Raw genomic sequence first — 23,083 nt, forward strand, 5'->3', positions numbered from 1 at the left:
GGTGAGATACATCATGATTAACTAACTCAATGTTGAGATATATTCGACATGTCAGTGGGTCGGGTTGTCGCACAGGAGGATTGATCATGCGGATCGCGGTGTTCGGAGCGGGCGGTGCCGTCGGCAGCCGGGTGGTGGCCGAGGCGTTGGCGCGCGGGCACGAGGTGACCGCGGTGGCGCGGCGGGCCGTCGCGGTGCCGGACGGAGTGCAGGTGCGGATCGGTGACGCCGGGTCTGCCGACGACGTCGAAAAGTTCAGTGCCGGACAGGATCTCGTGATCGCGGCGACGCGCCCCGCGATGGGGCGCGAGTCCGAACTGCCCGCGGTCGCGGCGGCGATGCTCGACGGTGTGGCCCGCAGTGGTGTGCGGCTGCTCGTCGTCGGCGGCGCGGCGACGCTGATGGTTCCCGGCGCCGGGGTGCTGTTGCACGAAACCCCGGACTTCCCCACCGAACTCGCCGCGATCGCGCGGGCCTGCGCTGAGCAGCTCGCCGCGTGCCGAGCCGATACGGAGGCCGACTGGGCCTATCTGAGTCCGCCCGCCGAGCTGATTCCGGGTGAACGCACCGGAAGCTACCGGGTCGGCGCCGACGAACTGCTGGTCGACGTCGCCGGAGTGTCGACCATCTCGATGGAGGATTTCGCGGTCGCCCTGCTCGACGAGGCGGAGCGCCCGGCGCATCGACGTGCCCGCTTCACGGTTGCGGCGTCCTAATTCGCCCAGGGGCCATTGTTTCTGGTGACGAATCGGTAAGGAACCGGTAACGGCGATGTGATCTCCGCCGATACTGTGACCGACCGCACTGAGTGGTCTGTTTTCAGTAGGAGGCTCGATCGATGAGGTGCCGCGGCGCGGTCTCGGCGTTGGTGGCGGTGCTCGTCGCCGTGGGTTCGACAGTGGCCGGTGCAGGTGGCGCCGGTGCCGAAGGGGCGGAATCGGTTGTCGCGGTGACGAATCGAGCGGTCGCCGTCGACGGGTCGCGGGCCGAGGTGGCCTCGGTCGACGGCCGCCAGGTGACGGTGCGGATCTACTCGGCGGCCATGGCGCGCGAGGTGTCGGTGAAGGTGCAGCGGCCCGCGGACACCTCGGTGCCGCGGCCGTCGCTCTATCTGGTGAACGGCGCCGGTGGCGGTGAGGACACCGCCACCTGGGAGCACAACACCGATGTCGTGGACTTCCTGGCAGGCAAGGACGTCAATGTCGTCATGCCGGTGGGCGGTGCGTGGAGCTACTACACCGACTGGCGCGAGCCGGATCCCACCCTGGGCGTGAACAAGTGGCGCACCTTCTTCCTCGACGAGCTGCCCGCGCTCGTCGACACGATGTTCGAGACGACCGGCCGGAACGCGATCGCCGCGAACTCCATGACCGTCACCTCGGTTTTGCAGCTCGCGATCGCGAAACCGGGCCTGTTCCGCTCCGTCGCGGCCTACAGCGGCTGCGCGCAGATCAGCGATCCGGTCGGTCGGCAGTTCGTGAACGTCGTCGTCGGCACCGGCGGCGGCGACGCGTCGAACATGTACGGCCCGCCCGGTGACCCGGAGTGGGTGGCCAACGATCCCGTCGTCAACGCCGAGGGACTGCGCGGCACCAAGCTGTACATCTCCAACGGCAACGGCCTGCCCGGCGAGCACGACAAGCTCGGCGACCCACACCTGATCACCTGGGGGCCGGTCGGTCTGGCCAACCAGATCGTCGTCGGCGGCGTGATCGAGGCCGCGACCAGCTGGTGCACCAAGAACCTGCAGGACCGGCTCGACGAACTCGACATCCCCGCCACCTTCGACCTGTCGACCCAGGGCACCCATTCGTGGGGCTACTGGCAGAAGGCGTTCAAGAACTCCTGGCCGCTGCTCGCCGAGGGGATGGCGATCCCCGCCTGATCAGCGCAGGCCGAACAGCGCGACCGCGTTGTCGTGGCACACCTTGCGCAGCCAGTCCGGCCCGAGGTCGAGACGCTCGAGCGCCTGGACGGCCTCGGCGTACGGGTACGGGATATTGGGGAAGTCGCTGCCGAACAGGATGCGATCGGCGAAGCGGCGCAGGCGTTCTCGCTCGGTGGGCGGGAACGGCGCCCCGCCCTCGCTGAAGTCGGTCCACACCATCGTCGTGTCCAGATACAGCCGTGGGTACTGCTCGGCCAGGTCGAGGAACTCGCTGTACTCGGGGGTTCCCATGTGCGCGATGATCAGCCGTAGCGCCGGAAAGCGGCGCAGTAGTTCGGCAATGGGCCCCGGTCCGGTGAATTCGCCGGGGGCGGGACCGGATCCGCAGTGGATGAGCACGGGCACACCAGCCTCGGCGAGGATCGCCCACACGGGGTCGAGCAGCGGGTCCAGCGGTGAGAACGCGCCGACCTGGATGTGCACCTTGAAGACTCGCGCACCACCCGCGATCGCGGCGCGGACGTACTCGGGCGCCTCCGGTTCCGGGTAGAAGGTCGCGGTATGCAGGCAGTCGGGTGTGCGGGCCGCGAAATCGGCGGTCCACTCGTTGAGCCAGGCAGCCATCTGCGGCTTGTGCGGGTACACCAGCGACGTGAACGCGCGGACGCCGAAGTCGCGCAAGGTCTTCAGCCGCACCTGCTCGTCGTCGCGGTAGGTGATCGGCCACGGGCGTCCCGTCAGCGGGCCCGCCTGGTCGAAATACGCCCACACCTTGCGCATCACCTGATCGGGCATGAAGTGGGTGTGCACGTCGACGATCGCGGGCAGCTCGAGGCGGCGGCGGAAGTCGGCGAGATAGGCGGTGGTATCGACGGTCACGATGGCGGCTCCGGGTACAGGCGGCGGGCGAGATCGCCGACGCGGGTGACGAGACGTTCGAAGAAGACGGCGGGATCGGTGCCGATCACGATGTCGGCGTTGGGTTCCCGGCCCCACATGCCCGCCCAGTCGGCGACGGTGGTCGCCCGGGTGATCGTGCCCGCCAGTTCGACGTCGACGGTGGCGGGACGGGTCAGCGCCAGAGCCGGGTCCAGCGCGACCGCGGCGGCGAACGGATCGTGCATGTGCGCGAGATAGCCCAGGTCGTACTGATCGTGGAAGTCGAAATAGAACCGCACCGCGTCGACGAGATACCGGATGATCGGATTGCTTGCCGCCGAACGCCATTCGGGGGCGTCGCCGGCGGCGACCCGTTCGATCGGCGCGCTGTGCGCGGCCTCGGCCAGCCGGGTCAGGTGCTCGGGCCGCATCTCGATGGACTCGGTGATGTCGAGCGCGCACACCAGCGGCCTGCGATCCGGCGGCGCCGCCGAGAACGCGTCGAACACCTCCTTGGCCGCCTCGGGGTCGACGTGGATGTTCCACTCGTTGGTCGGTGTGGTGTTCCCCGGATGATTGAACGCGCCGCCCATGATCACCAGGCGCTGCAGCAGCCGGGGCAGCTCGGGTTCGCTACGCAGGGCAAGGGCGAGGTTCGTCAGCGGGCCGGTGCACAGGCCGATCGCCGAGCCGGGGTTCGCACGCGCCAGGTCCACCCACATCTGCGCCGCGGACCGGTCCGACAGCGGACGAGTCGAGACAGGCAGCTCGGCATACCCGAGGCCCTGCGGGCCGTGGGTGTCCTCGGTGGTGCGCAGCGGCACGGCCAGCGGCACATCCGCGCCCGCGGCCACCTCGATCTCGTCCGCGCCGCCCAGATCCAGCAGGGCGAGGGTGTTCGCCGCCACCTGCGCGGTCGGCACATTGCCCGCGGTCGCGGCGATCCCGATGATCTGCGCCTCCGGTGACGCCAGCAGATACAGCAGCGCCAGCGAATCGTCGATTCCGGTATCGACATCGAGGATGATCTGCTGTGCCACAGGTCGAGGGTAGCCGCGGCTCGAGATCCGGAAGATCTTGCACCTGCTCTGGGACAAGCGCGTCGAGCGAGCCGCGGCAAGCACCGGCCGAGTCCGCTGGTGCGCCCGGGTCCCGCGGAGGCCGGTGGATCAGTAGGTCGGCAGGGTGAACTCCTCGGTGTGGCCGAAGAAGATCTTCTTGGTGATCGGCCGCATCGGCCGCGACATCATGATCCGCACGTTCACCTTCGACAGGCTGGTCATGAGCTTGGTGTGCGGGAGCATCATCGCGATGCCGCCGCCGGGAATCTCCTTGGCCTTGGCCAGGAACGGCGTGATCGTGTCCTGATAGCGCTGCAGGGCGCCGGCCAGGTCCGCCGGCGTGGCGGCGATCTCGGCGGCGAGCACATAGGCGCCGACCACGGCCATCGCGGTGCCCATGCCGGTCATGGGGGAGCCGCAGTAGCCCGCGTCGCCGACCAGCGTGACCCGGCCGACGGCCAGTTCGGGCACGTCGACGCGGGCGAGCTCGTCGAAGTAGAAATCGGGGGTGGTCTCCATCGCGGCGAGCACCGCCGGGGCGTGCCACCCGGCGTCGCCGATCGCCCGGCGGATCAGGGCACGCTGGGCGTCGGGGTCGCGACGCAGGGCAGGGTCGGCGTCCGTGCGGACGGTGATGATCGCCTTCGCGGTAGCCGGATCACCGTCGGGGCGGATACCGAGCATGGCGCCGGGTACCAGACGCATGCCGAACCAGCCGGGCTCCACCTGCGGTGGGGTCGGCATCGTGAAGAACGCGCCGTAACCGCCGAGGTTGGTGCTGAACTGCTCCTCCGGCCCGAAGACGAGCCTGCGGGTGGCCGAGTGCACGCCGTCGGCGCCGATCACCAGGTCGAATCGTTCGGTGCGGCCCGAGGCGAAGGTGACCTCGACGCCCGTGCTGTCCTGGTCGATCTGTTCGATCCACTCGCCGTAGCGGTAATCGAGGTGGCCGTTGTCGGCGGTCGCCAGGGCATCGAGCAGGACCTGGTTGAGGTCGCCGCGGGTGATCTCGATCTCGGCGACCGCGCCTTGGCCGTCGAAGTCCGCCATCGCCATGCGGGCGTACACGCGGCCGTCGCCGTCGATGTAGGACATGCCGCGCTCGTCGAGCTGGTACTTGCGGATGCCTTCCATCAGGCCCATCCGCTCGGCCGCTTCCCGGCTCGGCCCCCGCAGATCCACGGCCTGGCCGCCGGGGCGGGGGACGGCGGCGCGCTCGACCACGGTGGTGCGAATGCCGCTGCGCAGCAACTGGAGTGCGACCGCGTTGCCCGCGATCCCGCCGCCGGAGACCAGAACGTGCAGGGGGCTGGTGGTGGTCATGGTGTTTCCCGTCTGGAGAACGAATGTCTTAGACATATGTCTAACATGCGGGTGGCACGTATGTCTAGAACAAATGTCTAAGACATTCGGGTAGTCTCGCGGCATGGGTAATCGAGAAGACCTTCTGGCGGGGGCGCGCAAGGTCATCCTGGAACGCGGCGTGGCCAAGGCGACCGCGCGCGATATCGCCGCGGCCGCCGGGGTGAGCCTGGCCGCGATCGGCTATCACTTCGGGTCCAAGGAACGGCTGGTCACCGAGGCGCTGAGCGAGGCACTCGGCAACGCGATCGGTGACGCGATGGAAGAGCTGATCGGCGCGGGCGCCGGCACGTCGCCGCTGGCCGGGCTCACCCGGCTGTGGAACGGAATGCCCGCCGTGTTCGCCGACAATCACGAGGCGATGCTGGCCAGCCTGGAGAACATCGTGCGGATCGTGCGTTCCGACGAGGCACGCGCGCAGCTCGGTGACCAGCTCTCGGGTGCCTATACCGATCTCGCGGCGAATCTGCGCGCGGCGCATCCGGAACTCGACGAGGCGCAGGCCGCCGCGATCAGCCGGTTGTACTTCGTCCTCGCGCAGGGCCTGGGTGTGCTGTGGTTGCTGAATCCGGGTGAAGTGGTGGCCGACGGTGATCAGCTGGCGGCGGCGGTGCGCGCGCTCGCGGGGAAGTGAGCGGCCACGACAGGGTGCTGTTGTCCGGTCAGCCGGGGTGGAAGTGGTTCGGTGCGTCGATCCAGAAAGGCTGTGCCGATCCGTACGGTGGTGCGGGCCAGCGGTAGTCGTCGTAGCCGGCGAATGCCGGTGCGGCAGTGACCACTTTGCCGTGGGCGACCGTCATCGCCGGCTCGGGTGGTGTCGCGGTGGCGTGGTCGGGGGCGCGGTCACCGGCTGCCTGGAGCCAGGATGCCGTGCGGGCCAGCGAAACCCGGACGTCCCGGCCTGCACCGTCGTGGGTTCGCGCCCGTAAGGCGTCGATGACGCCCGCGGCGAGGAGATAGCCCGAACCGTGGTCGAGTGCCTGTGCGGGCAGCGCGCCGGGGCGATCCGGAGCGCCCTCGAGGAGCGAGATGCCGGACGCCGCTTGGACGATGCTGTCGAAGCCGCGACGATCGCCCCACGGCCCGGTCGTGCCCCATGCCGACACAGACGCGTCGATGAGGCCGGGTCGTGCGGCGGCACGCACCCCCGCCGCGGCGAGCGCGCCGGGCCGGTAGCCCGTCACCAGGACGTCGGCGGCGGCGAGGAGGTCGGTGAAGGCCGCGAAGTCGGTCCGCAGGTCGAGCAGCGTCGAGCGTTTGCCCTGGCAGGTGTCGGCGAACTGCCAGTCGATCTCGGGCAGCGCCGGCGGGTCGATGCGGAGCACATCGGCGCCGAGCAGGGCCAGCGTTCTGGTCGCGACCGGACCTGCGAGTACGCGGGTGAGGTCGAGCACGCGGATGCCGGTCAGCGGCCGATCGATGGTCGGCGTAGCCAGGGCGCCGCCGGTACGCGCGCGTCCCGGCCGCGCTGCGTCGGTGCCGGAGAGCCGGTCCGCACGCAGGTCGACGGTCACCAAGGGGCCCGTGGCAGCGGCACGACCCATCGGGCTGTCCGCCCACTCGGCCTCCGTGCGGACGCGCACCGCGATGGCGCCCACCGTGGCGGCGGCGTCTTCGATCTCCGCGCTCTTCATCGTGGCGAACCGGGCGGCGAGCCGGGTGGCGTCGGCGTCGGCGGACAGGTCGGCTGCCTGCAGAATCCGCGCGCGGTGGTGTGGGTAGTTGGCATGGGTGCGTACCCAGCCGTCGCTGCTGCCGAAGAAGCCGGACAACTCGGCGAAGATCGACGGCGCCGCGCCGCCACGACGGAACAGCCGCTCACTCGAGAAGGCCGCGCTGATCCGGGCCGGGTCCAGGCGCACCGGCCGGGGTGCCAGGCCCAGCGCCTCGCGAAAGCGATTCGCGGATCCGGCGGCTGTGGCCACCGATCCCGCGGCGAGCGCCCACACCGGTAGCGTGGCGGCCAGCCGGGCGCCGGGATCGGGCTCGTCGTCGATCGCCGACGGCTCGAGCCCCAGCCCGGTCTCATAGGCGTGCACGAGCTGCTGCGCGGTGGTCACGCCGCTCAGCCTAGCTACGACAAGGACGATGAGGAGTGTGATGTGGGCGTGAATACAGCGGCGACGGAATGGATTCGGGTACTGCGGGCCGACCCGGCGGCACACAGGCGACTCGTGTGCTTTCCGCCGGGCGGCGGCTCCGCCACCGCGTACCGGGAGCTGGCCAAGCACCTGGGTCCCGGCATCGACGTGACCGCGGTGCAGTACCCCGGCCGCCAGGATCGGCTCGGCGATCCGGTGATCACCGAGATGCACGCGCTCGCCGATCGGATCGCCGAGGATGTCCTGCGCCGATCCGGCGCGGCGCGGGTGCTGTTCGGGCACAGTATGGGCGCGACAGTGGCCTACGAGACCGCGCGACGCCTTGCCGCGGCGGGCAGGCCGGCCGCCGGTTTGATCGTGTCCGGTCGTCCCGCACCGGCAGTCGTCGAGACCGGTCGCCTGCACCGCGCCTCCGACGCGGCCCTCATCGACGACCTCGAGCGCCTCGCCGCCGACCCGGCGCCGGTCCGATTGCTTCGCACCGAGCCCGGCCTCGCCGACCTGGTTCTGCCCGCGGTCCGCGCCGACTACCAGGCGGTCGAGACCTACCGGCACCAGCCGGGACCGGCGCTGACCTGCCCGGTCGTCGCGCTGGTGAGCACCGAGGACCCGACCACCACCATCGACCAGGCCGAACAGTGGCGCACGGTCACCGAGGGGCCGTTCAGCATGCGCACGTTCCCCGGCGGGCACTTCTACCTCGACGAACAGCCCGCCGCGGTGGCGCAGGAGATCACACGGCATCTGAACTGAGCCGGCGGTGGCGCTGCTGGTACAGGCGCACATAGCCCGCCCACGACACGAGGACGGCCAGGGCGGCGGCGAGCCGCACCACGCCGAGCGCGCTGTCCGGATAGATCACCCCGGTCAGATAGTGGTCGATGAATCCGGCCGCGGGCAGCTCGGCTAGCGCGGCGCTGCGGCGCGCCCAGTTCTCGGCATGGGTCAGCGGGCATTCGAAGCCGATCAGGATGGTGCCGAATCCCCACGCCGCGGCCAGCAGATGCAGGCCGATCGTGCGGGGCCACCGCCACGCCAGGAAACCGCCGGCGACCACGTACGCGATGAACGCGACGTGGGTGACGGCGATCAGCTCGGCCAACACCCGGAACGGCACATGTTCAGATTAAGTGGCCGTTCGCCGATCGGAATCATGATCGACATTCCGGTTCGGCATCGCTCGGGTCGCGACTACCAGGGGGAGGGCTGGTAGTCCTTGAGGAAGCAGCCGTACAGGTCGACGCCGTTCTCGCCCTGGACAATCGGGTCGTAGACGCGGGCGGCGCCGTCGACGAGGTCCAGCGGCGCGTGGAAACCCTCTTCGGCCAGGCGCACCTTCGTGTAGTGCGGGCGCTCGTCGGTGATCCAGCCGGTGTCGACCGCGGTCATCAGAATCGAGTCGGCCTCGAACATCTCCAGCGCGCTGGTGCGGGTCAGCATGTTCAGCGCGGCCTTGGCCATATTCGTGTGCGGGTGGCCCGGCCCCTTGTAGCCGCGGCTGAACTGGCCTTCCATCGCCGAGACATTCACCACGTACTTGCGGCGGCCCGTCGCGGCGGCCATCGCCGGACGCAACCGCGACACCAGGATGAACGGCGCGACCGAATTGCACAGCTGCACTTCCAGCAGCTCGGTGGCGTCCACCTCGGCGACGGTCTGCACCCAGCTGTTGGTGTGCGCGAGATCGGGCACCAGACCGCCCGCGTCGATCGCCACGCCCGCCGCGATCCGCTCCGGGGTGGCCGAGCCCGCGACCAGCGCCAGCTCGGCGACATCGGCGGCCGACAGCGACGGCGTCAGCGAAGCGGTCAGCGCCGTGGGGTGGGCCTGCATGGTCTTGCCGAAAGTGACCATCTCCGGCAGCATTCCGGCCGGCAGCGGCGCGGTCTCGGCGTCGACCAGGGCGCTGTAGGCGCCTGCCGAGCGGCGCACGGTCTGGGCGGCGTTGTTGATCAGGATGTCGAGCGGGCCCTGCGCGGCGACATCGTCGGCCAGCGCGACGACCTGCGCCGGATCACGCAGATCGATGCCGACGATGCGCAGCCGGTGCAGCCAGTCGGCGCTGTCCTCCATCGCGGCGAAGCGGCGGATCGCGTCGTTGGGGAAGCGGGTGGTGATCGTGGTGTGCGCGCCGTCGCGCAGCAGCCGCAGCGCGATGTACATGCCGATCTTGGCGCGGCCACCGGTCAGCAGGGCGCGCTTGCCGGACAGGTCGGTGCGGGCGTCACGCTTGGCGTGGCTCGCGGCCGCGCAATCGGGACACAGCTGGTGGTAGAACGCGTCGACCTGGGTGTAGCGCTGCTTGCAGATGTAGCAGGGACGTGCCCGCAGCAACGTGCCCGCGCTCGCGCCGGTGGTGGCCGAGCTGATCGGGATGCCCGCGGTCTCGTCGTCGATGCGCTGCGGCGAGCCGGTGGCCGTGGCCGCGATGACCGCGCGGTCGGCGGTGGCGACCTGCTCCCTGGCCTCGATGCGGCGGCGCTGCTTGAGCTTCTTGAACATGTGCCCGACAGCTCGCTGTACCGCGATCGAATCGGGGTGTTCCTTCTCCAGCTGCCCGGCTTGTTCCAGTACCCGCAGACAGGTCGCCAACTCGTCCGGATCGATCATGTTCTCGGTCATCGGGGAGTGCGGCATTCCTTCGTGCGGGAGCGGGGGACGACACTTATTGTCGCATTGGCCGCTCGGCGGACCCGCTGGGTATCGTGGTGCACCGCTGCCGCAACCGCGCGGCGGCCACCGAACCCGACGGAGCAGCCCGATTTCCCCGCTCGACACCGACACCGCAGACGCGCCGCGCAGGCGCAGGCTCGAACCCGACGAGCGACGCGCGCAGATCCTGGCCTGTGCCATCGACATGTTCGGTGAACGGCCCTACGCGGCGGTGTCCACCGCGGAACTGGCCCAGCGCGCCGGTGTGGCCCGTGGGCTGATCAACCACTATTTCGGCAACAAACGCGACCTGTACCTGGCGGTCGTGCGCCGGATGGTGACGTTGCCGCGGCCGGACAAGGTGTCCATGCCCGAGGGAACGACGGGCGAGCGGGTCGACGCGATCGTCACCTGGCTGCTCGACACCATCGCCGAGCACGGCACCACCTGGGTGAAGGTCACCAGTCACGAGGGTGTCGGCGACGATCCCGAGGTACAGCAGATCCTCGACCAGGCCGACGCCGCCGCCGCCGAACGCATGCTGGTGATGATCGGCCGCGCCGATCTGGCAGGCAATGCACAATTGCGCGCATTGGTCCTCGCCTACGCGGGGCTGGTGAAGGTGGCCGGGCGCGAATGGATCACCCGCGGCACGCTGACCAGGGATCAGGTGCATCGTCTGCTGACCGATACCCTGCTCACCGTCATCACCGAGACCATGCCCAGCGTGGAACCACAGTCGGGCGTGGCCGGCTAGGAACCGAGCCTGCGCTGGTCGGGGTTGGGGACCGCGATCTCCCGGACGGCGTAGCGCTCCGGGTCGACGTGTCCCGGCGCGTGACCGCTGCGCCCGTAGACCTGCTCGATCTGCTCCTCCCGGTGGTGCTCGAACAGCAGCCCTGCGGCGCCACCGAGAAGGAATACCCCCGTGGCGACTCCGGCGAGCACCGCGTACCCGGCATACCCCGACCCCGCGGCGACAAGCGTGCAGGCGAGGCTGATGACGCCGATCGCGCACGCGATGATGCCGGGAACGTTGTAGTTGTCGGCGAGCAGATCGCCGGCTTGGGCATGCCAGCCGGGTTGGTCTGCCGGAATGGTGCTGCTGGACATGGAGTCCTCCTCGCGAGCTCGGGATGCGCGCACTGGTCCACCTGATGACCAGCATGGACCCGAAGCGGGTGGCGACGCAAAGGTGGTTGCCGCTTCGTTACCGGTGTCCATGCCCCTGGATCCGGGGGCGACCCGCACGTGAGCGCATTTGCCGTTTGTGCTGACCAGACGGGCCGGAGTCCCTATCCTCGTCGCGTAACCCGGCGTTGCAGTGTTGTTATGTTTTCCGCGCCGGGGGGATCGGAGAGGGACCCGGGGTTGATGGCACGGTACGACGAATGGGACGACGACCCCGAGGAGGACGTGGACGAGCGGCGCTGGAACGGCCAGCGCTGGCCGCACGCGACGCCGGCGGACGGTGGCCAGGACGGTCGCCGCGGTGACCAGCCACGGGTGAACCCGTATGCGATGGTCGCCCTGGCCGCGGCGCTGGTGCTGCTGTTCCCGATCGCGATCGTGTTCGGGCTGTTGTCGTTCGGGCATCCGCGCGGCCGGGGCATGGCGGTGTTCGCGCTGCTGCTCGGCATCGCGGAGGTGGCGGCCGTCGCGGCGGTCGGGCTCGTCGCGTTCGGCGGGCTGGAGATCGAGATGCCGACGCTGGCCCAGACGACGACAGCGGCCTCGGTGACGACGACGGTGTCGTCGCAGGGCGCGCCGACGGCGACCGGGACGGTTCCGGTGGTGAGCCCGTCGGCCGGCGTCGTCGAGAAGGACACACCCTGTTCGGCGGACCGGGCGGGGCTGCTCGGGGTGGCGGCAGACGGTGCAACCCTGCTGTGTCTGCGGACCGATGGCAATTACACGTGGTCGGGCCCGTTCAAGGTGTCCGGGTCGTACTACACCGCCGGTGAGCGCTGCGATCCGTCGGTCGACAAGTCGGGGCGCACTTCCGACAACCACGCGCTGGTGTGCGAGGGCAAGGCCGGTACCGGCAGCTGGGTGCTCTGGACCGAGTAGGTCTCAGTCGGCCTTCTTGGCCCGGCTCGGCTGTACCCGCGGCGGCTCGTTCGGCATTTTCGGATACTGCGGCGGCCAGGGCGCGTCCATCAGTCCATCGGCCATGTCACGTTCCGACATCGCCAGCAGCGGTTCGATCGATTGCGGTGTGCGATCGGCCCACGGGTCGCCCAGTGCGGTGAGCCGGGCGGGAACGGTGGCGAGGGTGAGCTCGTCGGGGACGACGGTGTCGAGTTCGGGCCAGGTGATCGGTGTCGACACCTGCCCGCCGACCTTGGGGCGGACCGACCAGGCGCCGAACACGGTCTTGTGCGGCGCGTTCTGGTTGAAGTCGACGAACACGCGGGAGCCGCGCTCTTCCTTCCACCATTGCGCGGTGATCTCCTCGGGATGCCTGCGCTCGAGTTCCCTGGCCAGTGCCACGGCGGCCGCCCGCACCTGGTAACCGTCCCAGCGGGGTTCGAGCGCGGCGTAGATGTGCAGCCCGCGCGAACCCGAGGTCTTGATCCGGCAGTCGATGCCGAGTTCGCTCAGCAGGTCGCGGGTGAGCACGGCCGCGCGGCGCAGATCGTCGAAACCGATGCCGGGCGAGGGATCGAGGTCGATCCGCAGTTCGTCGGCGATCGTCAGGTCCGGCACGTGATTGGGCCAGACGTGGAAGCCGAGGCAGCCCTGGTTGACCGCCCACAGGATGTGCGCGAGGTCGTGCGCGACCAGTGCGTCGCTGGTGGTGCCGTTCGGGGTGGACACCTCGACGGTCTGCAACCACTCCGGCGCCGACTTGGGTACCCGCTTCTGGAACCAGGATTTGCCCGACGCACCGTCGGGATAGCGTTCCAGCAGCAGCGGCCTGCCACCGATCACACCGAGCAGTGGTTCGGCCACCGCCTGGTAGTAGCGGACCAGATCGAGTTTCGTCTCGCCGCGCTTGGTGAAGTAGATCTTGTCCGGGTTGCTGATGGACAGCGTGCGGCCGCCGGCCTCGACCTCGACGGCGGCGCTCATCGACCGGCTCCGAAGATCGCGTCCAGCTCGGCCGGGGCGACCTCGTCGAGCTGGGCGTAGGTGCACGAGTCGGGGGTGCGGTCGGAGCGGAATCGGACCAGCCGCCCGCCATGGCGGAAGCGTCCTGACTGGACGTGCTCGTAGCGCACCTCGGCGACCAGCTCCGGCCGCAACGGTTCCCACGAGAGGTCCTTGCCGCCGGTCCAGCGACTCACCCCGCCGGGCATCTTGCCGTCGGCAGTGGCCTGGGCGGCGGCGTCGGCCCACGTGCGCCACGGATGATGCTCGAGCGCGTTCTCCCGCAGCGGCGCCAGCTCGCCGAGCAGTTCGCGCCGCCGGGCCGCGGTGAAGCTCGAGGCGACGCCGACATGGTTCAGGGTGCCGTTGTCGTCGAACAAGCCGAGCAGCAGTGACCCGACTCCTTCGCCATCCTTGTGCAGTCGGTACCCGGCGACCACGCAGTCGGCGGTGCGTTCGTGCTTGATCTTGAGCATCACCCGCTTGTCCTGCAGGTAGGACAGGTCGTCGGCCTTGGCCATCACCCCGTCGAAGCCGGCGCCCTCGAACCGGGTGAACCAGTCCTGTGCGACATCGGGATCGTGGGTGATCGGCGTCAGGTGGATCCGCCCCGGCGCGGCGTCGAGCAGGGCCTCGAGTTCGCGTCTGCGCTCGGTGAACGGCTCCGTCGTCAGGTCGCGGTCGCCCAGGGCGAGCAGATCGAACGCCACGAAGCTGGCCGGTGTCTCCACGGCGAGCTTGTTCACCCGCGACGCCGCCGGATGCAGCCGCTGCTGCAGTGTGTCGAAATCCAGGCCCTGATCGGTGACGACGACGATCTCCCCGTCGACGACACAGCGCTGCGGCAGTGCGGCTTTCAGCAGCTCGGCCAGTTCTGGGAAGTACCGGGTGAGCGGGCGGTCGTTGCGGGAACCCAGTTCGATCTCGTCACCGTCGCGGAACACGATGCAGCGGAACCCGTCCCACTTCGGTTCGTAGGCCAGCCCGGGCTCGCGGGGCAGCGACGGCGTCGACTTGGCCAGCATCGGGCGCACGGGCGGCATCACCGGTAGATCCATCCGATCCTCCTCGCGGGTGGGTTCACCCGTGTCGACGTCGCGAGCGCACCCGATTCATCGGTGCGGGTTCGATCGTAGGGTGGCCCACCGACAGCGCGCGGATATCGAGCGTGGCGGTGTCGCGGTCAGCTGTCGAGCCAGCCGTGTTCGTCGGCGAAGAGGGTGAAGCGGTCGCGGATGGTGATGATCTCGGCCGCGGTCAGGGCGGGCGAGGCTTCGAGCAGCAGCTCGGTGATCTGCCTGCGCAGCTCGTCGGCGCCGAGACGATCGCCGCTCGCGCGGTCCTTGCGCGATTTCGGCGGGGGCGCGGCGTGGCCCACCGCGGTCAGATTGATCGCCTTGGGGCCACGGTCGCCCTCGGTGACGTCGAATTCGAACAGCCTGCCCTGGCGCAGCTCGTCCTCGTCGAGCCCGATGTCGTTGACGTGGACGAACACATCGGGCCCGCCGTCGTCGGGCCGGATGAACCCGAAACCCCGTGACCCGTCGAACGACACCAATTTCCCGATGGACACCAACCAGCTCCTCGCTCCGCTTCCCAACGTCACTCTAACGCGGCTTTTGGGCGTTTTTCCCGGAAAGTGGGCAGACCGCGACCTCGGGACTTCGGCTCGCGGCCGGACGGACCGGGCATGGTCACAATCCGGCAACTGTTCGTTCACATCTCCTCGTTAGCGTTCCGAATCTGTTCGGTACGGGTGTGGAGGTTGTGACGAGTGTTCGACCCCGGGTCGGGGATGAGGTCGGGGGGAAACGATGCCGGTCGCGGCGTCCTGACAGCGCCGTCGCGTGCGGTGTCCGAGCCGGTGTGCTTCCGGCCGCCGGCACCGCCGGTAGCAGTGCTGGCGCCGCGACCACGCCCGGCGCACGTGCCGCTGGCGCCTGCCCAGGAACGAATGTGGCATGCCGCCCGGCTCGGCCGGTCCGCGGACTGGAACGTCGCCCGCGCCATGCGGCTGCGCGGCGCTGCCGTCGATGTGACCGCGTTGCGGACCGCGCTCGAGTGCCTGGTCGCCCGGCACGAACCGCTGCGGACCACCTACCCGGCGACCGAGCGTGGCCCCGCCCAGTGGGTCGTCGAGCCCGCTGACGTCGAGCTCGACGTGACCGAATGCGCAGTCACCGACACCGAACTCGACGCCGCGGTGGCCGCGCTGGCCGCGCGCCCCTTCGATCTCACCCGCGACCTGCCGGTGCGGGCCCGGCTGTTCGTGCTCGGCCCGGACGATGTCGTGCTCGCGCTGGTCGTGCACCACATCTCGGTCGACGGCCGGTCGATGGGCCCGCTGATCCGCGACCTCGTCACCGCCTACCTGGCCTGCCGCAGCGGCAGCACCCCGGAGTGGGCGCCACTGCCGGTCAGCTACACCGACTACACGCTGTGGAAGCACGCCCAGCTGGGCGAGTTCACCGACGAGTGGAGCCGCGCCACCCACCAGCTGCGGTACTGGGCCAACACGCTGGCGGGGCGTCCCGCGCTGCTCGATCTGCCTGCGCGGGAACAACAGTCGACGCCGCTCGACCCGGCCGCAGGCGCGCTGCTGCCGATCTCGTTCGACCCGCGGACCCATGCCGGCCTGCTGCGGCTGGCCCAGCACGGACGGGCCAGCCTGTTCATGGTCCTGCAGGCCGCCTTCGCGGTCACCGTCGGCGCGTTCGCGCGCAGCGCCGATGTCACGGTCGCCACCGCGGTATCGGGCCGCGATCACCGCCTGCTCGACGACCTCGTCGGCAACTTCTCCGACGACGTGCTGATGCGGGTGCGCCTGGACCGCGCGGGCGACGTCGACGAGCTGATCGACCAGGTGCGCCGGGTCGCGCTCGCCGCCTACGCACACCCGGACACCCCCAACCCCCGGCTCAAGCGCTGCCTGCTGCAGGATGCCGCGCTCCCGCTGTTCCAGGCGACGCTGATCCTGCAGCGCGGGGCGGGACCGCGCAGCAGACCCGAACCCACTCCGGCGCAGGGTTTCTCGATCACCGAGGTGCCGACCGGCGTGGTCAGGGCCAAGCATGATCTCGAGTTCGGCCTGACCGATCACTACGATCCGCTCGGCGCGCCCGCGGGGATCGACGGCTCGTTCATCTACCCGATCGCCCGATTCGACGAAGAGACAGCGCAACGGTTCGTCGCCCGGTTCCGGGCGGTCGTCGGGTTGCTCGCCGACGGCTATCGCGGCCCACTGCCCGCCTTGCTGGCGACCGCGGGACGGCGCGGGTCGTTGTCGACCGCCCGCCGGGCAGCACGCGTGCTGGTGTGATCAGCCGCCGCGTTCGAGTGGATAGCCCGCGTCGCGCCAGGCGACGATGCCACCCGCGAGGCTGAACGCGTCGTAGCCCGCGCGGTGGGCCAATGCCGCGAATCGCAGCGAGTTCTCGCCGACCGGGCACACGAAAACGACCGGCCGAGATCGCGGGAACGGCACGCCCTGGGCGAACATCTCGTCGAGCTGGTCGTCGCGGATATTGAGCGCGCCGGGCACGTGCCCGACCCGGTAGGCCATCGCGCCGCGGGTGTCGACGACGGTGGGACGGCCGGTGCGGTCCAGCTCGGCCAGCGCGGCGGGGGTGAGCGTCGGGGCGGCGGCGGTGTCGTCGGGGCCGGGTGCGGCCGGTGTGGCGGTCTTGCCGAACAGGTCGGGCCTGCGCTTGGCGAAGTAGGACAGGTACGGCTCCAGCCGGTCGCACACGATGAGGACCGCGACCAGCGGCCGGTCGGCCGGGCGGGGCGCGTCGGCCAGGGTGCGCAGGGCGGCGGCGTAGCCGGCGCCGCTGGTGGGCCCGGCCAGCACCCCGTACCCGCGAACCAGCTCGAGGGTGGCCTCGACGGCGGCCGCCGAGTCGACGGTGACGATGTCGTCGTAGAAATCGGGCCGGAACAGGCCGACATCCCACATCTCGCGTTCGGACCGGATGCCGGGGATGAAGTCGAACCGGTCCGACACCACCCCGATCGTGCGCAGCGCGGGATGACGGGCGAGCAGCGCGGTGGCGGTGCCGCGGGTGGAGCCGCTGGTGCCCAGGCCGCCGACGAGATAGTCGAGGTGCGCGATCCCCGCCTCGGCGAGATCGGTGGCGATCTCGGTGCCGGTGCCGTCGAGATGCGCCGCGACATTGCGGTCGTTGGTGTACTGCGACGGATGGAACCACCGGCCGGGAGCCTGACCCGTGGTCTGCGCGATGACCGCCGAGACATCGTCGGCCGCATGGGGATCGGGGCATTCGGACAGGCCGGGCAGTTCCACGATCTCGGTGCCGAGCAGCTGCAGCAGCTGCCTGACCTCGGTCACCCTGATCCGGTTGGTGACCGCGCGCAGCGGGATGCCGTGCAGCGCGCCGAGGATCCGCAACGCCTTGGCGGTGTTGCCGCTGGAAGCCTCGATGAACGACTGCCCGTCCGCGGCGATCCGGTCCAGGTCGGCGCGGATCATCGCCCAGGCGACCCGGTCCTTGACCGAGCCGAACGGATTGTGCGACTCCAGTTTCGCGTACAGGTCGACCTCGGCGAGCCCGTGGACCGCGGGATCGAGGCGCAGCAGGGGAGTGTTGCCGATCAGCTCGGTGATGTGGGTGTAGACCATCACCGCACCTGCGCCCCGGGCCGATAGTCCGCGTCGGGGCACAGGTCGAACTCGCCGTCGCGGTACCGCACAGCGACTTTCGCCGGCTCCGGGTGCATGCTGGCCCGTGCCGCGGACAGATCCATGTGATAGGCGGCGGTATTCGCGAACACCACCGGATCGCCCGGTGCGGGCACGCCGGCCACCCGCACCTGCCGCTGCGTGATCAGATCCCGCTCCAAGCACAGGTGACCGGCGAAATACACACCGACGGCAGCGGATACCGCGGGCTCGGCCAGCACGATCGGATCGATGAGCACCTCCTGGTCGGCGGCGGTGACCGTGTCGCGGCTCAGGTCCAGATGTACCAGCGTCGCCCCGGTGCCCGCGCGTTTGACGAACTCGACCTGGGCGAGGGTGATCCCGGCCTGATCGACCAGCGCCTTACCGGGTTCGAGCCACAGCTCGAGCAGATTGTCGGCGAGCACCCGGCCCAGCGCCCGCCCGCCGTGCCCCGGCAGCGGTGCGCCGAGCAGATCGGCCAGGATATCGGCGGCCGATTCGGTATTGGCGTACTTGTGGAACACCGGTCCGCCGTGGACCGCGCCGTCGGCCACCTGGTAGCCGAAAGTATTGCTGCCCCAATGCAGTGCGCGGCCCTGGCCGAGGAGACCGGCGCGCAGCGCGTGATCGTAGGCGTCGTAGCCCGTGGCGTCGGCGGTGAAGACCTGCCGCAGCCCGCCGCCGATGTCGAGCACCGTCGGCGCCAGATCGTGTCCGTACGCGCGCTCGACCAGTTCGAGGCACGCGGCCACCGCCTGGACGCGTTCGGCCGTGGCCGCGGTATCGAGGTGGAACGCGAAACCCAGCAGTCGCAGGCGGTCCCGGTGGCGGGTCAGCAGGTCGAACGCGGCCTCGGCGGCACCCAGATCGATCCCGAACCGGCTCGGGGAACTACCGGGGAATCCCGAGATACGCAGCAGTACAGGCACTGTGGTGCCCGCATCGACCAGCCCGGCGAGCGTCTCCAGCTCCCACAGATTGTCGACATTGATCGTCACGCCCGCCGCGAGGGCGGTCCGTAGCATCGCCGCGCCCTTGGGGCCGGTCACCTCGATCCGGTCGGCGGGAAACCCGGCGGTCTGCGCGGACATCAGTTCCTGCGCGGAGGCCACGTCGACCGCGATCCCCGCCGTGGCGGCGGTTCCGGCGAACGCTGCCGAACGATTGACCTTGTGCGCGTAGCAGATCCGGTACCTGGTGGCGGCTCCATCGAGTACTCCGCGCAACGCGGCCAGATTCGCGGTGAACACCTGCGGGAAGACCAGATGCAGCGGCGACCCGAATCGGTGCAGGGCCGCGCGCACGGCAGCCCGGTCGTCGAGGAACGCGGCGACCAGCGGATGGAGCGCGGCGGGAACAGCGGGCGGCGGCGTCATCCCACCGCCGCGCCCGGCGCCTGCGCCTGCACGTCGTCGACCGGGTTGTAGCCGCCGTCACGCAAGGCCTCGAACACGCGGAATCTATTGCGCGGACTCCGGATTCGGGCGATCACCCGCTTGGACTCCAGGTCGATCCCGACGACCGGGATGTCCATCGATTCGAGCAGCGCGGTGATCGTTCGGACACAGTGCTTGCAGCTCATGTCGGGGACGTAGAAGACGCTGTCGTCCCCGAGCGGCGCGTCCTCCGGCTCCTGCTCGGCTGTCTCCTCCACGAGCTCCACCGTGCCCGCCAGCGTGGCGAACGTCGCGACGAACCGATCGACTACCGTCGCCAGTACGTGCACCGCCGCACCGTCGACCGCCTGCGGTGCGGCCGCCAGGCAGGCGGGCCGGGACTCGGCGGGCAGCAGCGCGTACTGACGCGAGATCAGATCCAGATCGTCGTGGTACTTGGCGACGGCCGCCTCGGCATCGAGCCCTTCCTCGGTGGTGGCGCGCCGCATCACCGCGCGCGCGTCGCCGATGGTGGCGTCCTTCATCGCGCGCAGGACCGCGATGGAGTCGGCGCTATAGCGCACGCTGCCGTCCGGCTGGGTGACCAGCCGCACCGGAATCATCCCGCGCCGGAAGGTCGAAGCCTGCAACTCCCAGAACCAGCGGGTCGCCACCGCGGCGAAGATGCCGGAATCACGCATCCCCCTGGCGAATTCGACGATATCCCGATAGGGGGTGTCGGCCGCGACGAGTCCGTGCTGGGTCAGCGCGCGCCCGGTGGCCTCCACCCCGACCCGGAAGATCTCGTGCGGATCGTGATCGGTGGTGGTGGCGGCCAGCACCGCGAGGTCGGGTTCGGGCAGCGCGGCCGAGCGTTCGACCAGACCCGACGCGGCCAGCGAACGCCACAGCGCCAGTACGGTTTCCCTGGCTACCACCGCGAGCTCGGGACCGGCGCCGCCGGTACGGAAGTACCCGGTGTTGGGTATGCCCGCGCTGTCGGTCCAGGTGATGCGGTGGGTCGCGCTGGTCACCTGATCCGGGCGGCACGGCCGCATGAAGCGTTCCAGGTACATCCGCTGGGACTGGGTTAGCGAGCTGCCCGGCTCGGGCCGTAACGGGGTGGCACGAAAGGTGATCCGGACCGCCGACGGAGTTTCGGCGGCCGTGAAGAGTCCGGGGGCCGCCAGGCGGGCCAATACCCGGGACGCGGCGCGGCGGTCGTAGTGCGGCGCTGGGGGCATACCCATCGTTGCTGCTCCTCGGCTCGGGGACAGGAAGCGCTCATCGCCGGTGGCCGGCGATACCGGCCACACAGGCGACGAACCGGTCGATCTCGTCGAGGGTGTTGTAGAGATGGGTGCTCACCCGCACCGACCCGGCGTCGGGATCGGCCGACGGCACACAGTGCGCCCCCGTTCGGACCAGGAAACCGGACTCGGCCAGCACGAACCCGAGATCGGTCGCGCTGATCCCGTCGAGGGTGAACGAGACGATCCCGTACCCCACCGCACAGCGCGCGTGCGCAGGCCCCGGGAGGAAGTCCAGTCCGGGAATCGGGCGCAGGCCCTCGATCAGCCGCAGGGTGAGCTCCCGATTGTGCGCGGCGACGGCTGTCGGATCGAGCTCGTCGAGCAGATCGAAAGCCGGTGCGAGGGAGAGGATTCCGGGAATGTTCTGGGTTCCGCCCTCGAGCAGCTGCGGCATCCCGGAACCGACGAGGCCGCCGCCGTCCTCGCCGACCCGCACGCCCGAGTGCCCGCCGGGCAGGAACGGCCGTAGCCGGTCGTGCACTCGCCGCCGGCAGTACAGCAGGCCGATGCCCGGCGCCCCGAACATCTTGTGCCCCGCGAACACCGCGAAATCGGCGCCCAGGTCGATCACGTCGACCGGCAGGTGCCCACCGCTCTGCGAGCAGTCGAAGCACAGCAGGATCGCGGGATCGATCCGCCCGCGCAGTTCCTCGAGCGTGGTCAGCCCGCCGTACACGTGATGCAGGTGGCTGGTGGTGATCAACCGGGTGCGCGGTCCCACCTGGGCGAGGATGTCGTCGATGTCGGCCTCGCCCGCCGCGGTGCTGCGATAGGGGCGCAGCACGATGCGCCGCCCGAACCGGGCCATGGTGTCGCGCAGATGATGCCAGGGCAGGACATTGGCGGCGTGATCTGCCGGGTTGTAGAGGATCTCGTCGCCGGAGTCCAGGGTGGCCAGACCCCAGCTGTGCGCGATCGTCCCGAGCGCGGCGGTCGCCCCGCTGGTGAACACGATCTCGTCCGGGTACTGCGCGCCGAGAAAACCGGCGGCACGGGTGCGGATCGCGGCGATCCGCGCGGTCAGTGCCGTCGCCCAGCTGTAGGTGCCACGGCCCGCGTTCGCGGTGTGCTCGCGGTGGTAGGCGGTGACGGCCGCGATGACGGTATCGGGTTTCTGCGTCGTCGCCGCGCTGTCGAGGTACACCACCGCGGGATCGGCCAGCGCGGGGAAGCGGTCGCGGATCGTCACGGGCACCGGGGTCGGCGCGTGCCGGGTCACCGCAACGGCGGCTGGCTCGGGCCGGAGGGGGTGCACCTGATCAACGATACGCACATTTCTGGTACGGCCGACGAAGATTTTTCGCGGACAACGCTTTTCGTGTCGCGGCTCAGTACTTGCCCTGCAGATAGTCGACGAGGTGGCTGCGTTCGGTGGCGAGCTCGGTGATCTCGCTCTTCACCACGTCACCGATGCTGACGATGCCGACCAGCCGATCCGCCTCGACCACCGGCATGTGCCGGATCCGGTGCTCGGTCATGTCCGCACGCAGCGAGGAGGTGTGATCTTCGGGCCCGCAGGTGCGCACCCGATCGGTCATGATCTCGGTGACCGGCCGGTCGAGCAGCGGGGCGCCGTGCCGGTCGAGGTGGCGGACCACATCGCGCTCGGAGACGATGCCGCTGATGGCCACGCCGTCGGGGGAGACCACCACCGCGCCGATATTGTGCTCGGCCAGCACCGTGAGCAGGGCGCGCACCGTCGTCTGCGGTGGCACCGTCGTCACTGCCGTTCCTTTGTTGCGCAGGATGTCCGCTATCCGCATATGCCGCCCACCCATGTCCGCGCCGCTCGTTCACCTCCAGGATGCCCCGAGTGACCTCGCCGTGACCAGCACGAAGACGTTACAACCGGCTATTCGTCGTCCAGGCCCGCCGACAGGTAGGCGGCGGCGGCCAGCCATTGGCGGCACTGCGGCCCGTGGACGTCGTGCTGACGCAGCATCTCGCGGGCCTGGCGGTAGGTGAGCCCGTGTGGCTCGTCGCTACACGACCCGGACGGTGCTCCTGCCGCGCCGAGGTATCGCGGGACCTCGAGACCGGCGGTTCCGGCCGAGACCCGGCGGGGTGTTCGAAACGGCGTGCTCATCCGAGGCCCCTCGCATCCGGCAGCGGAAGGCGGATCGGCTGGTGCTGCCGACGTGCCTTCCGGTGATCTTGCGGCCTGAGTCTACGGCTGCTTCGTTTGCAGATGCAAGAACATCTGGACAGTTGATCCGGGCGTGTCGGGCGGCTGAAGGGCTTGCGGCGCTTGCGAATTCAGGGGACTGGACGTCACCTATCGCGACGCCGCCCAGGTCGTGTCGTCGGGTAAGTACCGACCGGTGCGCGGGTATCCCGCGCGTGTTAATGTCCCGATCGCACAGTACATCTGCAAGAACGTTTGTGCGTGCATCTGCAACTTTCGTAGCGATGGGCATCATTCGAGAACGAGGAGTGTGGCGTGTCCGGAAAGCACGATGATCAGCGGGAACGCCCGGCCGACGGCGCCTGGCGTAAGAGCACCTACAGCAACCCCAGCGGCAACTGCGTCGAGGTGGCCGAAGTGGCCGACGGTTCGGTCGCCGTGCGCAACTCGCGCGACCCACACGGGTCGGTCATCTTCTACACCCGGCCCGAGATCGACGCGTTCATCCGCGGCGCGAAGGCCGGAGAGTTCGACTACCTGACCAAGTGATC

Annotated in this window: 24 protein-coding genes; 8 read left to right on the forward strand and 16 right to left on the reverse strand. The window is 69.8% G+C overall.

Features of this window, described 5'->3' with window-relative positions:
- Window positions 1-86 precede the first annotated feature (86 nt).
- Window positions 87-716, forward strand: a complete 630-nt coding sequence (locus tag ACFVAV_RS25030) for an NAD(P)-dependent oxidoreductase (RefSeq protein WP_379037654.1) — start codon at window positions 87-89, stop codon at window positions 714-716.
- A gap of 122 nt (window positions 717-838) precedes the next feature.
- Entirely contained in the window at window positions 839-1,885 is a 1,047-nt protein-coding gene (locus tag ACFVAV_RS25035) for an alpha/beta hydrolase (protein ID WP_379037655.1), read from the forward strand.
- On the opposite strand, the gene ACFVAV_RS25040 is transcribed toward ACFVAV_RS25035, so the two are convergent.
- The 3 genes from ACFVAV_RS25040 to ACFVAV_RS25050 all read right to left on the reverse strand — a co-directional run bounded on the left by ACFVAV_RS25040 (window position 1,886) and on the right by ACFVAV_RS25050 (window position 5,151).
- Window positions 1,886-2,767 carry an amidohydrolase family protein gene (locus tag ACFVAV_RS25040; protein ID WP_379037656.1) on the reverse strand — a complete coding sequence of 294 codons (882 nt, stop codon included), beginning with the start codon at window positions 2,765-2,767 and terminating at the stop codon, window positions 1,886-1,888.
- The gene (locus tag ACFVAV_RS25045; protein ID WP_379037657.1) at window positions 2,764-3,807 is read right to left on the reverse strand and encodes a nucleoside hydrolase; all 1,044 of its coding nucleotides are present in this window, start codon (window positions 3,805-3,807) and stop codon (window positions 2,764-2,766) included. Before ACFVAV_RS25045 ends, ACFVAV_RS25040 begins: the two co-directional genes overlap by 4 nt.
- Window positions 3,808-3,936: 129 nt before the next feature.
- Complete coding sequence (locus ACFVAV_RS25050) at window positions 3,937-5,151, reverse strand: FAD-dependent monooxygenase (protein WP_379037658.1); 1,215 nt, start codon at window positions 5,149-5,151, stop codon at window positions 3,937-3,939.
- Between the two features lie 103 nt (window positions 5,152-5,254).
- Here ACFVAV_RS25050 and ACFVAV_RS25055 point away from each other — a divergent pair, with 103 nt between their 5' ends.
- The gene (locus tag ACFVAV_RS25055; protein WP_379037660.1) at window positions 5,255-5,824 is read left to right on the forward strand and encodes a TetR family transcriptional regulator; all 570 of its coding nucleotides are present in this window, start codon (window positions 5,255-5,257) and stop codon (window positions 5,822-5,824) included.
- A 28-nt stretch (window positions 5,825-5,852) separates the two neighbouring features.
- Here the strand turns inward: ACFVAV_RS25055 and ACFVAV_RS25060 are convergent, their stop codons facing one another.
- Window positions 5,853-7,250, reverse strand: a complete 1,398-nt coding sequence (locus ACFVAV_RS25060; protein ID WP_379037662.1) for a CoA transferase — start codon at window positions 7,248-7,250, stop codon at window positions 5,853-5,855.
- 42 nt (window positions 7,251-7,292) lie between these two features.
- Here ACFVAV_RS25060 and ACFVAV_RS25065 point away from each other — a divergent pair, with 42 nt between their 5' ends.
- A complete protein-coding gene (locus tag ACFVAV_RS25065; RefSeq protein ID WP_379037663.1) occupies window positions 7,293-8,045 on the forward strand; it encodes a thioesterase II family protein in 753 nt (250 codons plus the stop codon).
- Here the strand turns inward: ACFVAV_RS25065 and ACFVAV_RS25070 are convergent.
- Window positions 8,026-8,409, reverse strand: coding sequence for a DUF2784 domain-containing protein (locus ACFVAV_RS25070; protein WP_379037664.1), 384 nt, complete (start codon window positions 8,407-8,409; stop codon window positions 8,026-8,028). The two genes, ACFVAV_RS25065 and ACFVAV_RS25070, sit on opposite strands and share 20 nt — an antisense overlap.
- A gap of 74 nt (window positions 8,410-8,483) precedes the next feature.
- Window positions 8,484-9,914: an SDR family NAD(P)-dependent oxidoreductase gene (locus ACFVAV_RS25075; RefSeq protein ID WP_379037665.1), complete on the reverse strand. Its 1,431-nt coding sequence runs from the start codon at window positions 9,912-9,914 to the stop codon at window positions 8,484-8,486.
- On the opposite strand from ACFVAV_RS25075, the gene ACFVAV_RS25080 reads away from it, so the two are divergent.
- On the forward strand, window positions 9,901-10,701 hold the full coding sequence (locus ACFVAV_RS25080) for a TetR/AcrR family transcriptional regulator (RefSeq protein WP_379037666.1): 801 nt from the start codon (window positions 9,901-9,903) through the stop codon (window positions 10,699-10,701). The genes ACFVAV_RS25075 and ACFVAV_RS25080 overlap by 14 nt on opposite strands.
- Here the strand turns inward: ACFVAV_RS25080 and ACFVAV_RS25085 are convergent.
- Window positions 10,698-11,057: a hypothetical protein gene (locus ACFVAV_RS25085; RefSeq protein WP_379037667.1), complete on the reverse strand. Its 360-nt coding sequence runs from the start codon at window positions 11,055-11,057 to the stop codon at window positions 10,698-10,700. The genes ACFVAV_RS25080 and ACFVAV_RS25085 overlap by 4 nt on opposite strands.
- A 261-nt stretch (window positions 11,058-11,318) precedes the next feature.
- Here ACFVAV_RS25085 and ACFVAV_RS25090 point away from each other — a divergent pair, with 261 nt between their 5' ends.
- Window positions 11,319-12,014: a hypothetical protein gene (locus ACFVAV_RS25090; protein ID WP_379037668.1), complete on the forward strand. Its 696-nt coding sequence runs from the start codon at window positions 11,319-11,321 to the stop codon at window positions 12,012-12,014.
- A 3-nt stretch (window positions 12,015-12,017) separates the two neighbouring features.
- On the opposite strand, the gene ligD is transcribed toward ACFVAV_RS25090, so the two are convergent.
- The 3 genes from ligD to ACFVAV_RS25105 all read right to left on the reverse strand — a co-directional run bounded on the left by ligD (window position 12,018) and on the right by ACFVAV_RS25105 (window position 14,613).
- Window positions 12,018-13,019, reverse strand: a complete 1,002-nt coding sequence (ligD, locus tag ACFVAV_RS25095) for a non-homologous end-joining DNA ligase (protein ID WP_379037669.1) — start codon at window positions 13,017-13,019, stop codon at window positions 12,018-12,020.
- Window positions 13,016-14,095, reverse strand: coding sequence for an ATP-dependent DNA ligase (locus tag ACFVAV_RS25100; RefSeq protein ID WP_379037670.1), 1,080 nt, complete (start codon window positions 14,093-14,095; stop codon window positions 13,016-13,018). Before ACFVAV_RS25100 ends, ligD begins: the two co-directional genes overlap by 4 nt.
- Window positions 14,096-14,220: 125 nt before the next feature.
- On the reverse strand, window positions 14,221-14,613 hold the full coding sequence (locus tag ACFVAV_RS25105; protein ID WP_379037671.1) for a cold shock domain-containing protein: 393 nt from the start codon (window positions 14,611-14,613) through the stop codon (window positions 14,221-14,223).
- A gap of 276 nt (window positions 14,614-14,889) precedes the next feature.
- Between ACFVAV_RS25105 and ACFVAV_RS25110 the strand changes: the two genes are divergently transcribed.
- Window positions 14,890-16,356 (forward strand): condensation domain-containing protein, encoded by a 1,467-nt coding sequence (locus ACFVAV_RS25110; protein ID WP_379037672.1) that lies wholly within the window; start codon window positions 14,890-14,892, stop codon window positions 16,354-16,356.
- On the opposite strand, the gene ACFVAV_RS25115 is transcribed toward ACFVAV_RS25110, so the two are convergent.
- The 6 genes from ACFVAV_RS25115 to ACFVAV_RS25140 all read right to left on the reverse strand — a co-directional run bounded on the left by ACFVAV_RS25115 (window position 16,357) and on the right by ACFVAV_RS25140 (window position 22,493).
- Entirely contained in the window at window positions 16,357-17,676 is a 1,320-nt protein-coding gene (locus ACFVAV_RS25115; protein ID WP_379037674.1) for a pyridoxal-phosphate dependent enzyme, read from the reverse strand.
- The gene (locus tag ACFVAV_RS25120; protein WP_379037676.1) at window positions 17,676-19,094 is read right to left on the reverse strand and encodes a decarboxylase; all 1,419 of its coding nucleotides are present in this window, start codon (window positions 19,092-19,094) and stop codon (window positions 17,676-17,678) included. The genes ACFVAV_RS25115 and ACFVAV_RS25120 overlap by 1 nt, the downstream gene beginning before the upstream one ends.
- Window positions 19,091-20,344 carry a heavy-metal-associated domain-containing protein gene (locus ACFVAV_RS25125; protein ID WP_379037677.1) on the reverse strand — a complete coding sequence of 418 codons (1,254 nt, stop codon included), beginning with the start codon at window positions 20,342-20,344 and terminating at the stop codon, window positions 19,091-19,093. Before ACFVAV_RS25125 ends, ACFVAV_RS25120 begins: the two co-directional genes overlap by 4 nt.
- A 34-nt stretch (window positions 20,345-20,378) precedes the next feature.
- Complete coding sequence (locus tag ACFVAV_RS25130; protein WP_379037679.1) at window positions 20,379-21,662, reverse strand: aminotransferase class V-fold PLP-dependent enzyme; 1,284 nt, start codon at window positions 21,660-21,662, stop codon at window positions 20,379-20,381.
- A gap of 73 nt (window positions 21,663-21,735) precedes the next feature.
- On the reverse strand, window positions 21,736-22,170 hold the full coding sequence (locus ACFVAV_RS25135) for a CBS domain-containing protein (protein ID WP_379037680.1): 435 nt from the start codon (window positions 22,168-22,170) through the stop codon (window positions 21,736-21,738).
- 89 nt (window positions 22,171-22,259) lie between these two features.
- On the reverse strand, window positions 22,260-22,493 hold the full coding sequence (locus ACFVAV_RS25140) for a hypothetical protein (RefSeq protein WP_022566940.1): 234 nt from the start codon (window positions 22,491-22,493) through the stop codon (window positions 22,260-22,262).
- Between the two features lie 354 nt (window positions 22,494-22,847).
- On the opposite strand from ACFVAV_RS25140, the gene ACFVAV_RS25145 reads away from it, so the two are divergent.
- Window positions 22,848-23,081, forward strand: a complete 234-nt coding sequence (locus ACFVAV_RS25145; protein WP_379037682.1) for a DUF397 domain-containing protein — start codon at window positions 22,848-22,850, stop codon at window positions 23,079-23,081.
- Window positions 23,082-23,083: the final 2 nt, after the last annotated feature.

It is taken from the genome of Nocardia sp. NPDC057663 (assembly GCF_042799895.1).
GTDB lineage: Bacteria > Actinomycetota > Actinomycetes > Mycobacteriales > Mycobacteriaceae > Nocardia.

Coding starts and splice junctions, on each gene's coding strand:
- ACFVAV_RS25030 (WP_379037654.1), top strand. CDS start 87: ATGCGGATCGCGGTGTTCGGAGCGGGCGGTGCCGTCGGCAGCCGGGTG.
- ACFVAV_RS25035 (WP_379037655.1), top strand. CDS start 839: ATGAGGTGCCGCGGCGCGGTCTCGGCGTTGGTGGCGGTGCTCGTCGCC.
- ACFVAV_RS25050 (WP_379037658.1), bottom strand. CDS start 5,151: ATGACCACCACCAGCCCCCTGCACGTTCTGGTCTCCGGCGGCGGGATC.
- ACFVAV_RS25055 (WP_379037660.1), top strand. CDS start 5,255: ATGGGTAATCGAGAAGACCTTCTGGCGGGGGCGCGCAAGGTCATCCTG.
- ACFVAV_RS25080 (WP_379037666.1), top strand. CDS start 9,901: ATGTTCTCGGTCATCGGGGAGTGCGGCATTCCTTCGTGCGGGAGCGGG.
- ACFVAV_RS25075 (WP_379037665.1), bottom strand. CDS start 9,914: ATGACCGAGAACATGATCGATCCGGACGAGTTGGCGACCTGTCTGCGG.
- ACFVAV_RS25085 (WP_379037667.1), bottom strand. CDS start 11,057: ATGTCCAGCAGCACCATTCCGGCAGACCAACCCGGCTGGCATGCCCAA.
- ACFVAV_RS25090 (WP_379037668.1), top strand. CDS start 11,319: ATGGCACGGTACGACGAATGGGACGACGACCCCGAGGAGGACGTGGAC.
- ligD (WP_379037669.1), bottom strand. CDS start 13,019: ATGAGCGCCGCCGTCGAGGTCGAGGCCGGCGGCCGCACGCTGTCCATC.
- ACFVAV_RS25100 (WP_379037670.1), bottom strand. CDS start 14,095: ATGGATCTACCGGTGATGCCGCCCGTGCGCCCGATGCTGGCCAAGTCG.
- ACFVAV_RS25115 (WP_379037674.1), bottom strand. CDS start 17,676: ATGGTCTACACCCACATCACCGAGCTGATCGGCAACACTCCCCTGCTG.
- ACFVAV_RS25120 (WP_379037676.1), bottom strand. CDS start 19,094: ATGACGCCGCCGCCCGCTGTTCCCGCCGCGCTCCATCCGCTGGTCGCC.
- ACFVAV_RS25125 (WP_379037677.1), bottom strand. CDS start 20,344: ATGGGTATGCCCCCAGCGCCGCACTACGACCGCCGCGCCGCGTCCCGG.
- ACFVAV_RS25135 (WP_379037680.1), bottom strand. CDS start 22,170: ATGCGGATAGCGGACATCCTGCGCAACAAAGGAACGGCAGTGACGACG.
- ACFVAV_RS25140 (WP_022566940.1), bottom strand. CDS start 22,493: ATGAGCACGCCGTTTCGAACACCCCGCCGGGTCTCGGCCGGAACCGCC.